This window comes from Roseobacter sp. FCG-D35, assembly GCF_033436665.1.
Classification (GTDB): Bacteria; Pseudomonadota; Alphaproteobacteria; order Rhodobacterales; family Rhodobacteraceae; genus JAWQFO01.
Genome location: NZ_JAWQFO010000002.1, coordinates 476,608 through 491,019, shown reverse-complemented (window position 1 = coordinate 491,019; position 14,412 = coordinate 476,608). Strand labels below are relative to the sequence as shown.

The 14,412-nt window shown below is 67.3% G+C and carries 14 protein-coding genes; 7 read left to right on the top strand and 7 right to left on the bottom strand.

What is annotated here, in order from left to right; genetic code table 11:
- Positions 1-3: 3 nt before the first annotated feature.
- Positions 4-1,476, bottom strand: a complete 1,473-nt coding sequence (locus tag R5H30_RS06510) for a leucyl aminopeptidase (RefSeq protein WP_318327277.1) — start codon at positions 1,474-1,476, stop codon at positions 4-6.
- A gap of 139 nt (positions 1,477-1,615) precedes the next feature.
- Here R5H30_RS06510 and lptF point away from each other — a divergent pair, with 139 nt between their 5' ends.
- The 6 genes from lptF to rsmA are packed head-to-tail and all read left to right on the top strand — an operon-like array spanning position 1,616 to position 9,029.
- A complete protein-coding gene (gene lptF / locus R5H30_RS06505; RefSeq protein ID WP_318327276.1) occupies positions 1,616-2,743 on the top strand; it encodes an LPS export ABC transporter permease LptF in 1,128 nt (375 codons plus the stop codon).
- On the top strand, positions 2,740-3,840 hold the full coding sequence (gene lptG, locus R5H30_RS06500) for an LPS export ABC transporter permease LptG (protein WP_318327275.1): 1,101 nt from the start codon (positions 2,740-2,742) through the stop codon (positions 3,838-3,840). Before lptF ends, lptG begins: the two co-directional genes overlap by 4 nt.
- Before the next feature lie 3 nt (positions 3,841-3,843).
- Complete coding sequence (locus tag R5H30_RS06495; RefSeq protein ID WP_318327273.1) at positions 3,844-5,982, top strand: LPS-assembly protein LptD; 2,139 nt, start codon at positions 3,844-3,846, stop codon at positions 5,980-5,982.
- 5 nt (positions 5,983-5,987) lie between these two features.
- Positions 5,988-7,208: a peptidylprolyl isomerase gene (locus R5H30_RS06490; protein WP_412105106.1), complete on the top strand. Its 1,221-nt coding sequence runs from the start codon at positions 5,988-5,990 to the stop codon at positions 7,206-7,208.
- A complete protein-coding gene (gene pdxA, locus R5H30_RS06485) occupies positions 7,205-8,179 on the top strand; it encodes a 4-hydroxythreonine-4-phosphate dehydrogenase PdxA (protein ID WP_318327271.1) in 975 nt (324 codons plus the stop codon). Before R5H30_RS06490 ends, pdxA begins: the two co-directional genes overlap by 4 nt.
- 7 nt (positions 8,180-8,186) lie before the next feature.
- The gene (gene rsmA, locus R5H30_RS06480) at positions 8,187-9,029 is read left to right on the top strand and encodes a 16S rRNA (adenine(1518)-N(6)/adenine(1519)-N(6))-dimethyltransferase RsmA (protein ID WP_318327270.1); all 843 of its coding nucleotides are present in this window, start codon (positions 8,187-8,189) and stop codon (positions 9,027-9,029) included.
- 3 nt (positions 9,030-9,032) lie between these two features.
- On the opposite strand, the gene R5H30_RS06475 is transcribed toward rsmA, so the two are convergent.
- From R5H30_RS06475 to prfA, 3 genes are all read right to left on the bottom strand, one after another.
- Positions 9,033-9,620 (bottom strand): DUF4167 domain-containing protein, encoded by a 588-nt coding sequence (locus R5H30_RS06475; protein ID WP_318327268.1) that lies wholly within the window; start codon positions 9,618-9,620, stop codon positions 9,033-9,035.
- A 220-nt stretch (positions 9,621-9,840) separates the two neighbouring features.
- Positions 9,841-10,656 carry a peptide chain release factor N(5)-glutamine methyltransferase gene (gene prmC / locus R5H30_RS06470; protein ID WP_318327733.1) on the bottom strand — a complete coding sequence of 272 codons (816 nt, stop codon included), beginning with the start codon at positions 10,654-10,656 and terminating at the stop codon, positions 9,841-9,843.
- A gap of 38 nt (positions 10,657-10,694) precedes the next feature.
- Positions 10,695-11,750, bottom strand: coding sequence for a peptide chain release factor 1 (gene prfA / locus R5H30_RS06465; protein ID WP_318327267.1), 1,056 nt, complete (start codon positions 11,748-11,750; stop codon positions 10,695-10,697).
- Between the two features lie 63 nt (positions 11,751-11,813).
- Here prfA and R5H30_RS06460 point away from each other — a divergent pair, with 63 nt between their 5' ends.
- Entirely contained in the window at positions 11,814-12,101 is a 288-nt protein-coding gene (locus tag R5H30_RS06460) for a hypothetical protein (RefSeq protein ID WP_318327266.1), read from the top strand.
- On the opposite strand, the gene R5H30_RS06455 is transcribed toward R5H30_RS06460, so the two are convergent.
- Genes R5H30_RS06455 through speB (R5H30_RS06445) form a run of 3 tightly spaced genes read right to left on the bottom strand, consistent with a single transcriptional unit; the run spans position 12,042 to position 14,410 of the window.
- Positions 12,042-12,455 carry a DUF1499 domain-containing protein gene (locus tag R5H30_RS06455; RefSeq protein ID WP_318327264.1) on the bottom strand — a complete coding sequence of 138 codons (414 nt, stop codon included), beginning with the start codon at positions 12,453-12,455 and terminating at the stop codon, positions 12,042-12,044. The two genes, R5H30_RS06460 and R5H30_RS06455, sit on opposite strands and share 60 nt — an antisense overlap.
- A 36-nt stretch (positions 12,456-12,491) precedes the next feature.
- Complete coding sequence (speB, locus tag R5H30_RS06450; RefSeq protein ID WP_318327263.1) at positions 12,492-13,442, bottom strand: agmatinase; 951 nt, start codon at positions 13,440-13,442, stop codon at positions 12,492-12,494.
- Complete coding sequence (gene speB, locus R5H30_RS06445) at positions 13,439-14,410, bottom strand: agmatinase (RefSeq protein ID WP_318327262.1); 972 nt, start codon at positions 14,408-14,410, stop codon at positions 13,439-13,441. The genes speB (R5H30_RS06450) and speB (R5H30_RS06445) overlap by 4 nt, the downstream gene beginning before the upstream one ends.
- Positions 14,411-14,412 lie beyond the last annotated feature (2 nt).

Genomic DNA, 14,412 nt, shown 5'->3' with positions numbered 1-14,412 from the left:
GGCTCAGTCCGTTTCGAAGCGGTCCGCGACCAGCCGGTCGAGCGCCCGCACGCCCCAGCCGGTCGCACCCTTCGGCGCGAAATCGGTGTCCGACTTGACCGAGGCCACGCCGGCGATGTCGAGGTGGATCCAGGGCGTGTCGTCCTTGACGAAGCGCTGAAGGTACTGCGCCGCGGTGATCGAGCCCGCGGGCCGGCCGCCGATGTTCTTCATGTCGGCGATGGGCGACTTCAGCAGGTTGTCGTAGGCCTTTCCGAGCGGCATGCGCCAGGCGCCCTCGCCCTCGGTCTCGGCGGCGTCGAGAAAGGCCTTGCAGAGCGCATCGTCGTTGGAGAAGACGCCGGCCTTTTCGTGGCCGAGGCTGATGATGATCGCCCCGGTCAGCGTGGCAAGGTCGATCATGCCGGCGGGCGCGAAGGTTTCCTGCGCATACCACATCACGTCGCAGAGCACGAGGCGGCCCTCGGCGTCGGTGTTGAGGATCTCGACCGTGTCGCCTTTCATGGTCTTCACGACGTCGCCGGGACGGATCGCGGTGCCCGACGGCATGTTCTCGACGAGCCCCACCAGGCCCACGACATTGGCGTTGGCCTTGCGACGGGCAAGCGCGCGCATGGTGCCGGCGACGGTGCCCGCGCCGCCCATGTCCATGGTCATGTCCTCCATGCCGCCGGCGGGCTTGAGACTGATGCCGCCGGTGTCGAAGACCACGCCCTTGCCGACCAGCGCCAGCGGGGCCGCGTCGGTCTCGCCGCCCATCCATTTCATCACCACGACGTAGGAGGGGCTGGCCGAGCCTTGCCCTACGGCCAGAAGCGTGCGCATCCCGAGCTCTTCGAGCTTCGCCTCGTCGAGCACCTCGACCTCGAGCCCGAGCTCGGACATCTCCTCGAGCCGCCGTGCGAACTCGGTGGTGGTCAGCACGTTGGCAGGCTCGCTGACGAGATCACGGGTGAAGAATGTGCCCTCGGCCACCGCCATGAGCGGGGACCCGGCAGCCTCGACCTCGTCGGGCCTGGTGCACATCACCTCAATCCCGCCCTCGGGCGTCTTGCCGTCGGTCTTGTGGTCGCGGAAGGCGTAGTCGCGCAACACCGCGCCGAAGGCGAGGTCGGCGGCATGTTTCAGACTGCCTGCCAGGATCAGAAGATCGGCCGTGCCGCGGCCCTTGCCGAGCGCTGCGCCGGCCTTGCGCGCTGCCTCCGGTTTCGCGCGCCGCGAGAGACACAGCACGTCGATCGCCTTGGCCTCGAGCCCGGCGGGCCAGGCCAGAGCGAAGCTGTCACCTTCCTTCAGACCGTCCTCGGCCCGCGCCTCGACGGCACGCTTCAGCGCCCCCTTGCAGAGCTTGTTGACGCGCCGCCCGCCCGGATCCATCCCACCCTCCGGCGTCACGATCACGGCGATGCGACCGGCATGCCCGACAATGCGCTCCAGATCGGTCTCGGTGAATGTCACGGGCGTCGGGGTGGTCATGCGCGGGCCTTCCTTGTTCGGTTGCACCCCAGACCTAGCGCGCCCTCCCGCCGATGACCAGATAGCAGTTTCCGCCGCCCGGGCTTTGGTCTAATCTCCGCTGCAATCAAACGAGCGGAACAAGAAGGGCAACGGCGCGGTGGCGAGAATCGACAGATACATCCTGTCGCAGCTGCTGGTCATGTTCGGCTTTTTCGCGCTGGTGCTGGTCGCGATCTTCTGGATCAACCGGGCGGTCGTGCTATTCGACCGGCTGATCGGCGACGGTCAGTCGGCGCTGGTCTTCGCCGAGTTCACAGCCCTCGGCCTGCCGCGCCTCATCCTCACCGTGATCCCGATCGCCAGTTTCGCGGCGACCGTCTACGTCACCAATCGCCTGTCCAACGAGAGCGAGCTGACGGTGATGCAGGCCACAGGCTCGGGCCCGTTCCGGCTGGCGCGGCCGGTGTTTCTGTTTGCGCTGACAGTTTTCGCGATGTCGAGCGTGCTCTGCCACGTGCTGGCGCCGATGGCGCAGGCGCGCCTGACCGAACGCGAGGAGGAAATCTCGCGCAACGTCACGGCGCGGCTGCTGACCGAGGGCACCTTCCTGCACCCGACGCGGGGCGTGACCTTCTACACCCGCAGCATCGGCAGCGACGGGGTGCTGCGCGACGTCTTCCTGTCGGACCGGCGCAACGCAGAGGAAGGCGTGATCTATACCGCCGCCGAGGCCTACCTCGTGCGCAGCGGCGACGGGACGACGCTGATCATGGTCGACGGCATGGCCCAACGGCTCACCCAGCATTCGCGCCGGCTTGCCACCGCGAACTTCCGGGATTTCTCATTCGACATCTCGGCGCTGGTGCGCAACGACAGCACGCGGCGCGTCTCGGTACGCGCACTTGTGAGCAGCGAATTCCTGACGTCCTGGCCGCGGCTGGCGGAACGCATCGACCAGGACCTGTCGGAAATCGTGACCGAGTTCAACGGCCGCCTCGCCGCACCGCTTTTTGCAGGAGTGGCGGCGATGGTCGGGTTCGCGACGCTGCTGGTCGGCGGCTATTCGCGCTTCGGCATCTGGCGCGAGGTGGTGATCGCCTTCGGCATCCTGCTGCTGCTCGACGGGCTGCGCTCGGCTCTCGAGGATGTCGTCCTGAAGGATCCGACGCTCTGGCCGCTGGTCTACATGCCGTCCGGTCTCGGGACGCTGATCGTGCTGGGCCTTTTGGGGAAATGCGCCACGCCGCGGCGCGCCGGACGCGCAAAGCCTGCGGTGGCCGCATGATCCTGCACACGTATTTCGCCCGGCGTTTCCTTTACGCCTTCCTCGTCCTGACGGTCGTGCTTTTCACGCTGGTCGCGCTTGTCGAGTTCGTCGACCAGTCGCGCCGGTTCTCCAGCAGCGACGACGTCAGCTTCGCACAGCTGGTCGGGCTGACCTTCCTCGCGGCGCCCGAGACCATCAACCTGATCCTGCCGCTGATCACCATGCTGGCGACGATCGCGCTTTTCATCGGGCTTGCGCGCACCTCGGAACTGGTGGTGACCCGGGCCGCGGGGCGCTCGGCGATCCGCGCGCTTTTTGCGCCGGTGACGGTGGCGCTGGTCATCGGCGGGCTGGCCGTCTCGACGCTGAACCCGATCGTGGCGGCCGCATCCAAGCGCTATTCCGAGCTGTCCGAAGAGTACAAGACCGGGCGCGCGTCGAGCTTCTCGATTTCCTCCGAGGGGCTGTGGCTGCGCCAAGGCGGCGAAGACGGGCAGAGCGTGATCCGCGCCTGGCGGTCGAATGCCGACGCCTCTGTACTCTATGACGTGACCATCATCGGCTACGCGCCCGGCGGCGGGCCGGTGCAGCGCATCGAGGCCGAGAGCGCCTCGTTGCGCGACGGCGCCTGGCAGCTGCGCGACGCCAAGTCCTGGCCGCTTGAGGTGGGAACCAACGCCGAGGCCAACGCACGTGAGGACGCAAACCTCGAGATCCCGTCGAGCCTGACGCTGGAACGCATCCGTGAAAGCTTTGGCAATCCCAATGCCGTGTCGATCTGGGAGATGCCGCGATTCATCGCGCAGCTCGAGGAATCGGGTTTTTCCGCGCGGCGTCACCGGGTCTGGTTCCAGTCCGAGCTGGCCCGTCCGCTTTTCCTCGTCTCGATGGTGCTGATCGCTTCGGCCTTCACCATGCGCCATACCCGGTTCGGGGGCACCGGCGTCGCGGTCCTGAGCTCGATCCTGCTGGGCTTCACGCTCTACTTCATCCGCAGCTTCGCGCAGATCCTCGGCGAGAACGGGCAGATTCCGATCCTGCTCGCGGCCTGGGCGCCGCCCGTGGCCGGCACGCTGCTTGCGATGGGCTTCCTGCTGCACCGGGAGGACGGCTGAGCGATGCGCCTGCCCATCCTGATCCTGCTGGCGGTCCTGCTCTGCCTGCCGCGTGACGTCTCGGCGCAGGCCGCGTCGGCTGAGGCCCCGCCGGAACCCGCCGTTCTGGTGGCCGACGAACTGTTCATCACGCCCGAGCGCGTGCTGGTGGCGCGCGGCAATGTCGAGGCCTTCCAGGGCACGACCCGCATCCGCGCGCAGGAAATCCGCTATGACCAGCGCAGCGGCGCGCTCGACATAACCGGGCCGATTACGTTGCGCGACGGCGAGAGCGTGGCGATCCTCGCCTCAGCCGCCGAACTTGACCCGGAATTGGAATCCGGTCTGCTGACCAGCGCGCGGCTGGTCCTGAACCGGCAACTGCAACTCGCGGCGGTCCAGATCAACCGCGTCGACGGTCGCTACAGCCAGCTCTACAAGACCGCCGTCACCTCGTGCAAAGTCTGCGAGGACGGCCGGCCGCCGCTGTGGCAGATCCGCGCCCGGCGCGTTGTGCACGACGATCTCGAACGCCAGATCTATTTCGAAGGCGCGCAGTTCCGGATCTACGATCTGCCGATCTTCTACTTTCCGCGCCTGCGCCTGCCCGATCCCACGGTCGAGCGCACCACCGGTTTCCTGATCCCGTCCGTGCGCACCACTTCGCAGCTCGGCACCGGGGTCAAGATCCCCTATTTCTTCACCATCGGACCCAGCCGCGACCTGACCCTGACGCCCTACATCTCGGGCAAGACCAAGACGCTGGAATTCCGCTACCGCGAAGCCTTCCGCAATGGCCGGATCGAGTTCAACGGCGCGGCCTCGCGCGACGATCAGCTGCCGGGCGAGACCCGCGCCTATCTCTTCGGCTACGGCAGCTTCGATCTTCCGCGCGACTTCAAGCTCGATTTCGCCATCGAGACTACCACCGACGACGCCTACCTGCTTGACTACGACTACTCGGACAAGGACCGGCTCAAGAGCGAGATCGCGATCAGCCGCGCGCGCCGGGACGAGTTCGTCGGCGGCAGTCTGATCAAGTACCACTCACTGCGCGACAACGAAGACAATTCGACCCTGCCGACGCTGATCGGCGACGCGGTCTACGAAGCGCGGCTGTTCCCCTCGGCCGTCGGTGGCGAGCTGCGTCTCGGTCTCAACCTGCACAGCCACCAGCGGTCGTCGACGCAGGACATCGTCGGCCGCGACGTCAACCGGATCAACGCCCGCGCCGAATGGCTGCGCACATGGACACTGTCACAGGGCCTGGTGGCCGAGGCCCGTGCCGGCGCCGTCGCGGATTTCTTCGACATCAAGCAGGACAGCACCTTTCCCGACGACCAGAGCGCGCTGACCCCCCAGGCCGCCCTGGCCCTGCGCTACCCGATGTCGCGCACCGAAGCGGGCGGCGCGACGCAGTTCCTCGAACCGCTGGCACAGCTCGCGTGGGTCGACGACAACGCGCTCGACCTGCCCAACGAGGAAAGCACGCTGGTCGAGTTCGACGAGGGCAATCTGCTCAGCCTCTCGCGCTTCCCGCGCCCCGACCGGCGCGAGCGCGGCGTGGTCACGGCGCTCGGCGTCAACTGGGCGCGATTCGATCCGCGCGGCTGGCAGGCCCACCTCACGCTGGGCCAGGTCCTGAGTGAGGAGTCCGACGCCAGCTTCACCGAAAGCTCCGGCCTGCGCGGCACCAGTTCCGACTACCTTCTGGCGGGCCAGATCAAGACCGACAACGGCTGGGCGATCAGCGCACGCTCTCTCTTCGACGGCGGCTTCGATTTCACCAAGTCCGAGATCCGTGGCCATTTCATCCGCCCGCGCGTGCGCTTCGCCACGAGCTATCTGTGGCTGATCGAGGATCCGGACGAAATGCGCGACAACGACGTCTCGGAAGTGAGCTTCGAGGGCGAATACGATGTCAGCCGCAATTGGAGCGTGGGCGCCGACTGGCGTTTCGATCTGGCCTCGGACCGGGCCGCCACGGCGGGCGTGGGCGTGGTCTACACCAACGAATGCGTCACGGTCGATCTTTCGCTGAAGCGCCGGTATACCTCCTCGACAAGTGTTGAGCCTTCGACCAGTTTCGGCTTTACCATCGGACTGCGCGGCTTCTCCGCGCAGAACGGAACGGAAAACTACTCAAGATCATGTGGAAAGTGAGCGAGATGACCGGGTCAGGCGTAAGACGGACGATCCTTGCAGGGCTGGTTGCGGCCCTCATGGCGGGACCTGCCCTCGCACAGAACCTCTTTGCGCCGGTCGTCAAGGTCAACGACGCCGTGATCACCGAATACGAGGTGCAGCAGCGCGAACGGTTCCTGCGCCTGCTCAATTCGCCCGGTGCGAACCGCGAAGGCGCGATCGAGGCGCTGATCGAGGACCGGCTGAAATCGCAGGAGGTCGCGCGCGTCGGACTGACCCTGACCACCGAACAGGTCGAGGAAGGCATGGCGGAATTCGCGCAGCGGGCCGAACTGCCGGCGGAAGAGTTCATCGCCCGGCTCGAAAGTGCCGGGGTCTCGCGCGAGACCTTCCGCGATTTCGTCTCCTCGGGCGTCGCATGGCGCAACCTCGTGCGCGCGCGCTACGGCAACCGGATCGATATCTCGGACGCCGAGATCGACCGCGCGCTTGCCGCCACCGTGGGCGCCGGCGGCATCCGGGTTCTGGTCTCCGAGATCATCATCCCCGCCCCGCCGGCCCGCGCCGAAGAGGTGCTGGCGCTGGCCGAGCGTATTGCGGCCTCCGAAAGCGAGGCCGAGTTCTCGGATTTCGCAAGGCAGTATTCGGCAACCGCCTCGCGCGATGCCGGCGGGCGCCTGCCCTGGCAGGACCTCGACAAGCTGCCGCCCGTGCTGCGCCCAATCCTGCTGGGCCTCGCGCCCGGCGAAACCACCGACCCGCTTCCGATCCCCGAGGCGGTGGCGATCTTCCAACTGCGCGATATCGAAGAGACAGGCGCACCGGCCAAGGAGTACTCCGAGATCGATTACGCGGTCTATTACATCGCCGGCGGCCGCAGCGAGGCGGCGCTGACGCGTGCGGCGCGCATCAAGGCCGAGACCGATGTCTGCAACGACCTCTATGGCGTCTCCGAAGGCCAGCCGCCAGAGGTGTTGGAGCGCGATTCCAAGGCGCCGTCCGAGATCCCGCAGGACATCGCCATCGAGCTCTCGAAGCTCGACGCCAACGAGGTCTCGACGGCACTGACCCGCAACAACGGGCAGACGCTGGTCTACCTGATGCTCTGTGGCCGCACCGCCGCGCAGAACGCCGATGTCGACCGCTCCGACGTGGCCTCGACCCTGCGCAGCCAGCGTCTCAATTCCTACGCCGACGGCTGGCTCGAGCAGCTGCGCGCCGACGCCCGCATCATCGCGCGATGAATGACCGCACCGCGCCGGTCGTCATCAGCTGCGGCGAACCGGCGGGCATCGGTCCGGAGATCGCGACCAAGGCGTGGGAGGCGCTGAAGGACGCGGTGCCGATGGCCTGGATGGGCGATCCGCGGCACCTGCCCTCGGATGCGACCTGGCGTGCGGTGCTCGACATGGACGAAGCCCGTGCCGTCTGCGGCGAGGCGCTGCCGGTGCTGGTGCGCGGTTTCGACGGTCATGCCGAGCCCGGATTGATCGACCCGCGCAACGCGCAAGGCGTTGTCGAGGTCATCGCGGAATGTGTCGACCTGGTCCGTGCAGGCGCGGCTTCGGCGCTCTGCACCGCGCCGATCCACAAGAAGGCGCTGATCGACGGTGCCGACTTCCGCTATCCCGGTCACACCGAGTACCTCGGCGCATTATCAGGCGTCGAGCGCTCGGTGATGATGCTGGCCTCGGACCGGCTGCGAGTCGTGCCGGCGACCATCCACATTCCGCTCAGCGAAGTGCCCGGCGCCCTGACGCCGGCGCTGCTGCGCGAGACGATCGAGATCACCGTCGAGGCGCTGAAGACGCGCTTCCGCATTCCCGCGCCGCGCATCGCGGTGGCGGGGCTCAACCCCCACGCCGGTGAGGGCGGCGCCATCGGGCCAGAGGAGACCGATTGGATCGCCGGTCTTGTCACCGAAATGCGCGGCGGGGGCCATGACCTTTCCGGCCCGCTGCCGGCGGACACCATGTTCCACGCCGCCGCGCGCGAAAGCTACGACGCGGCGGTCTGCATGTACCATGACCAGGCACTGATCCCGATCAAGACGCTGGATTTCGACCGTGGCGTGAACGTGACCCTTGGCCTGCCCTTCGTGCGCACCTCGCCCGATCACGGCACCGCCTTCGACATCGCGGGCAAGGGGATCGCCAACCCGACGAGCATGATCGAGGCGTTGAAACTCGCTGCACGTTTGGCCGGGCGGGACTGATGCGAATATGAGCGGCATCGACGATCTGCCTCCGCTGCGCGAGGTGATCCGCAGGCACGATCTTGCCGCGCGCAAGTCGCTGGGCCAGAACTTCCTGTTGGATCTGAACCTCACGTCGAAGATCGCGCGGCAGGCCGGCGACCTGACCAACTGCGACGTGCTGGAAATCGGCCCCGGCCCCGGCGGGCTGACCCGGGGTCTCCTGGCCAGCGGTGCGCGCAAGGTCCTGGCGATCGAGAAAGACCGGCGCTGCCTGCCGGCACTGGCCGAGATCGCCGCCGCCTACCCCGGCCGGCTGCAGGTCATCGAGGGCGACGCGCTGCAGGTCGACCCGCTCGCGCATCTCACCCCGCCCATCCGGATCGCCGCCAACCTGCCTTACAACGTCGGAACGGAACTCTTGGTTCGCTGGCTGACGCCCGACACCTGGCCGCCGTTTTGGCAAAACCTCACGCTGATGTTCCAGCGCGAGGTGGCCGAGCGCATCGTGGCGCAGCCGGGGTCCAAAGCCTACGGCCGGCTTGCGATCCTCGCGCAGTGGCGCTGCGAGGCACGTATCGCCATGAGCCTGCCGCCCGAAGCCTTCACCCCGGCACCCAAGGTGTCGAGCGCGGTGGTGCATCTCACTGCCTTGCCGGAACCGCGCTTCGAGGCCGATGCGGGCGTGCTGTCACGGGTGGTGGCCGCGGCCTTCAACCAGCGCCGCAAGATGCTGCGCGCATCGCTGAAAGGTCAGGCGCCCGACATCGAGGCGCGGCTGCGCGCCGCCGGGATCGCGCCGACCGACAGGGCCGAACAGGTGTCTCTGGAAGGCTTCTGCGCGCTGGCGCGGGAAATCGCGAAAGGCTGAGGCCTACTCGGCCGCCTTGGGCGCATCGCCGCCGTCGCCACCCTGCCCGCCGGACGTCTCGGCGGGTTGTTCGGCCTTCTGGCGCGGCTTGCGGCGCGGGGCGCGCTGCTTCTTGGGCTGGCTTTCCGGGGTCTCGACCAGGTTGCTTTCGCCGCCCTCATCGTCGGATTGCGACGGTTCGGCGAACTCGCTGGGACCCGCGTTCTTCTGCTGCGCCGCTTCACGCTCCTGCTGCTGGGCGGCTTCGCGTTCCTGCCGCTCGGCGCGTTCGCGATCGCGCTCGGCCTGGCGCTCGCGGTTCTGGCGTTCCTGCTCTTCGCGGCGGTTGTCGATCTCGCGCTGCGCCTCGCTCAGAAGGCGCGTGTAATGCTCGGCATGCTGCTGGAAGTTCTCGGCCGCGACGCGATCGTTCGACAGCTGCGCATCGCGCGCAAGCTGGTTGTACTTCTCGATGATCTGCTGCGGCGTCCCGCGCACCTTGCCTTCCGGCCCGTTGCTGTCGAACACCCGGTTGACGATGTTGCCACCAGACGAGTTGTTGGACCGGTTACGGTTGCTCTTCGAGCGGGACCGGGATCTCGATGATTTCATGAAGTCTGCTCAGCCTTCGTGCTGTGTATCGTATGACCGGAAGCGCACAGAGCGCGATGGGATTTACCGGATGAGGTCATGTTGGGCATACGCCGCGCGGGACCGCCTGGAGGGCATCCACCGCTGCAACGACTCTGAATAAGCACGGGATCGGCCCGCTCGCAAGCGCAAATGGCCGAAACACCGGCTTTTTTGGCATTTTCCCGCCATTACGAGGCTTTCAGGACGGACTCGAGGCGCAGACCACGCGGTCGCGGCCGTCGAGGTCGGGAAGAATCGCGACCTGTGCCCAGCCCTCCTCGCGGAAGATCCGCGCCACCTCGGCCCCCTGGCGCCAGCCGAATTCGGCGATGACGCGGCCAGCGGGGGTGAGATGCGCCTGCGCCTCGCGCGCGATGACGCGGTAGGCGCTCAGCCCGTCCCTTCCATCGGTCAGGGCGCGGCGCGGCTCGTGATCGCGCAACTCGGGCGCCACCTCGTCCATCTCTTCGGCGGCCAAGTAGGGCGGGTTCGACACGATCAGGTCGTACCGCCCCTCGACCGCGTCGAACCAGTCTGACTGCAGGATCGCGACCCGCCCGGCGACCTCGTGCAGGACCGCATTGGCGCTGGCCTGCAGGCAGGCGGCCTCGCTCACATCGACGCCGACACCGCGCGCCTGCGGACGCTCGGCCAGCAGGGTGACGAGGATGCAGCCCGATCCTGTCCCGAGGTCGAGCACGCGCTCGAAATCCTCCGCCAGCGCCGCCTCGATCAGGGTTTCGGTTTCGGGGCGCGGGTCGAGCACCTCGCGCGAGATCTTGAACCGGCGTCCGTAGAACTCGCGCTCGCCGATCAGCTGCGAGACCGGCACCCGGATCGCCCGCAGCGCGATCAGCTGTTCGTAGCGCTCGGCGATCTCGGGCGCGATATCCTCGGGTGCGATCAGCGTGACCCGCGCCGCATCGACGCGCGCCGCGTGTGCCAGCAGGATACGGGCGTCGCGCGCCGGGTCCGGCACGCCGGCCGCACGCAGGCGCGCTGTCGCCGCGACCATCGCCTGGGCCGCGGTGACCGGGGGCAGAGATGGATCGCTCACGCGCCCATCTCCGCCATCTGCCGCGCCTGCGCGTCAGCCGTCAGCGCGTCGACGATCTCGTCGAGATCGCCCTGCATCACCGCATCGAGCCGGTAGAGCGTCAGGTTGATCCGGTGATCCGTCATCCGACCCTGCGGGAAATTGTAGGTACGGATCCGTTCGGACCGGTCGCCCGAGCCGACCTGCGCGGCGCGATCCGCCGAGCGCTCGGAGTCCGCCCGGCTGCGTTCGAGATCATAAAGCCGCGCTTTGAGCACCTGCATCGCCTTCTCGCGGTTGCGGTGCTGGGATTTCTCGGAGCTTGTGACCACAATTCCGGTCGGCAGGTGGGTGATGCGCACCGCCGAGTCGGTCGTGTTGACGTGCTGACCGCCCGCCCCGGACGCGCGCATGGTGTCGATGCGCAGGTCGTTCGCGTCGATCTGGATGTCGACATCCTGCGCCTCGGGCAGCACGGCGACGGTCGCGGCGGAGGTGTGGATGCGCCCGCCGCTCTCGGTCGCCGGCACGCGCTGGACACGGTGCACGCCGCTTTCGTACTTGAGCCGGGCGAAGACGTTGTCGCCCTTGATGTGGATCACCGCTTCCTTGACGCCGCCCAGCTCGCTTTCCTGCATCTCGACGATCTCGAATTGCCAGCCGCGCGCCTCGGCATAGCGCTGGTACATGCGCAGCAGGTCGCCCGCGAAAAGCGCCGCCTCGTCGCCACCGGTGCCGGGGCGGATCTCGAGCATGGCGGGCCGCGCATCGGCCTCGTCCTTGGGCAGGAGCGCCAGTTGCAGCGCGGCCTCGGCCTTGGGCAGTTCCGCCTTCAGCCGCGGCATCTCCTCCTCGGCAAGCTCGGCCATGTCGGGATCGGACAGCATCTCGCGGGCTTCGTCCATGTCCGACAACAGCTGCCGGTAGGCGGCGATCTGTTCGACCACCGGTCGCAGATCCGAGTATTCCTTGGCCAGCTTCGCAATATCCGCCGAAGCGCCGCCCTGGCTCATGGCGGCCTCGAGGTACTGGAACCTCTGGGTGATCTGGTGCAGGCGGTCCATCGGGATCATGGCCGGTCTGTGACGGGTTGAAAGGCTTTGGTCAAGTCTGGCGCGCATGCTAGGTTTTCGGCCATGAAACGTCTTGCCGCCCTGCTGCTGTTGCTGACCGGTCCCGCGCTTGCGGACGTGACCTATCCCGACGGGCGCACGGTCGAATGCTACTGCACGGACCGCTCGGGCGCGCGCGTGGAACTGGGTGAGACCATCTGCATGCAGGTCGACGGGCGCATGTTCATGGCGCAGTGCCAGATGTCGCTCAACGTGCCGATGTGGCGCGAGGTCGAGCCGGGTTGCCTGTCCTCAAGCCTCGAGGGCGGCCAGCAGTTGCTCCAGTCGGTCGCGGTTGACGCCGAAATCTGAGCGCCCGAAGCGCTGGCGCGCGTAGAGCTTCAGTTGTTTGTCGTTCTGCTCGACGGTCGTGTAATCCGGAAACCCGAACACGGCAGACCGCGTGACGTAGGTGATGCGTCCCTCCTCGACCGAACCGGCCAGAACCGAAGTGCGCTGCAGGCCCCGCGCTGCCGCGTCGATGCGCGCCAGCGCGTTCGGTTCCGCCTTTATCACGCGGGCCGCGCCGCTCTGCATGTCCGTGTTCTCGGAATAGGGCACCGGCTGGTGCCAGCGTGCAGGATCACTGGGCGCCAGCCGGATGTAGGCCAGCAGTCCGATGACGACGACGAGGACGATGGTGCCGATCATGGTCAATACCCTCATGGCGGTCCTTTCGCGCCCGGACCGCCCGGGCAGCGTTCAGCGATAGGCGACCCCCGGCAGGACGCACAGCAGTTCGAACAGGATGTTGGCGGCGGTGAGTGCCGTGTTTCCGGACGGATCGTAGGGCGGCGAGACCTCAACGAGGTCGCAACCGACGATGTTGAGCCCTTTGAGCGCGCGCACGAGTTCAAGCGCCTGCGGCGTGGTCAGCCCGCCAATCTCGGGCGTGCCGGTGCCGGGCGCGTAGGCCGGGTCCAGGCTGTCGATGTCGTAGCTCACGTAGACCGGAATCTCGGAACCGATGTCGCGCCGGATCTCGGCGCCCAGCGTCTCGAGGCTGCGGTGCCAGTAGTCCTGCGCCGGGAAGTGCTGGAAGCCCCACGATTGCGCCTCGGTGAAATCCTCTGCCGAATAGCCCGATCCGCGCAGACCGATCTGGTAGGTCTTGCCGGGAACGAGCAATCCTTCCTCGTAGGCGCGCCGGAAGACGGTGCCGTGGGTCTCTTTCTCTCCGAACATCTCGTCGTTGACGTCGGCATGGGCGTCGACATGCACCAACGCAACCGGCCCGTGCCGGTCGTGGATCGCGCGCAGGATCGGCAGGGTGATCGAATGATCGCCGCCCATCGCCATCGGGACGAGGTCGCGGGCGAGGATTTCGGCATAGCTGTCGCGGATGATCCGCAGACTGTCGGCCAGCGAGAAGGTGTTGATCGCCAGATCACCGATATCGGCCACTTGCAGGCTGTCGAAGGGCGCCGCCCCGGTTCCGAGGTTGTAGGGCCGGATCATCGCACTTTCGGCGCGGATCTGCTTCGGCCCGAAGCGCGTGCCGGAGCGCCACGAGGTGCCGATGTCCGAGGGCACCCCGAGCATGGCCACGTCGAGCCCCGACAGGTCGTTGGCGGCAGGCAGCCGCATGAAGGTGTTGGGGCCGGAAAACCGCGCCAGATCGTTGCCGCTGATCGGCTGGTTGGTCTTCGTCATGCCGCGCCCCCGCGCATCCTCCAGCCCAGAAGGCACAGGATCTCGGCCGCCACATGCGCCCCGGCGATCGCCGTGGCCCCGGTGGTGTCGAAGGGCGGCGAGACCTCGACCACGTCGCCGCCCATGATGTTGATGCCGGCGATGCCGCGCAGGATCGCCGCCGCCTGCGCCGAGCTCAGCCCGCCCCAGACCGGGGTGCCGGTGCCCGGCGCGAAGGCCGGGTCGAGCGCATCGATGTCGAAGGTCAGGTAACAGGGCGCATCGCCGAGGATCGACCTGATCTTCTCGGCCACCGCTTTCGGTCCGCTCTCGTGCACCTCCGGCGCGTCGATCACGGTGATACCCAGCGTGTCGGGGTTCGTCGTGCGGATGCCGACCTGAACCGAGTGCGCCGGGTCGATGAGCCCCGCCTTCACGGCTTTGTAGAACATCGTGCCGTGATCAATCCGGGTCATGTCGTCGTCGACCCAGGTGTCGGTGTGCGCGTCGAACTGCAACAGGGCAATCGGCCCGTATTTCTCGGCATAGGCCTTGAGGATCGGGAAGCTGATGTAATGATCGCCGCCGATGGCGACGCTGGCCACGTCGGCCGCGAGGATGCCCCGGATATGGTCGGTCAGCTTGTCGGGGAATTCGCTGACATGCCCGTAGTCGAAGGCCAGATCGCCGTAGTCGACGATGGCGCGTTCGCTCAGCACGTCGAAGCCCCAGCCGTAGGGCGGGTCATAGGGCTGAAGCGCCGAGGCCTCGCGCACCGCGCGCGGCCCCAGCCGGGTGCCGGTGCGGTTGGTGACCGATTGGTCGAAGGGTACGCCGGTCACCGCGATCTCGGCGCCCGACAGGTCCTTGGAATAGCGCCGGCGCAGGAACGAGGTTGCCCCGCCGAAGGTGTTCTCGAAGCTTGGGCCTTTCAGGTCGTCGCGCGTAAAGGCCTGGTCGACCTGGGTCTTTGCGTCTTCCAGTGCCATGT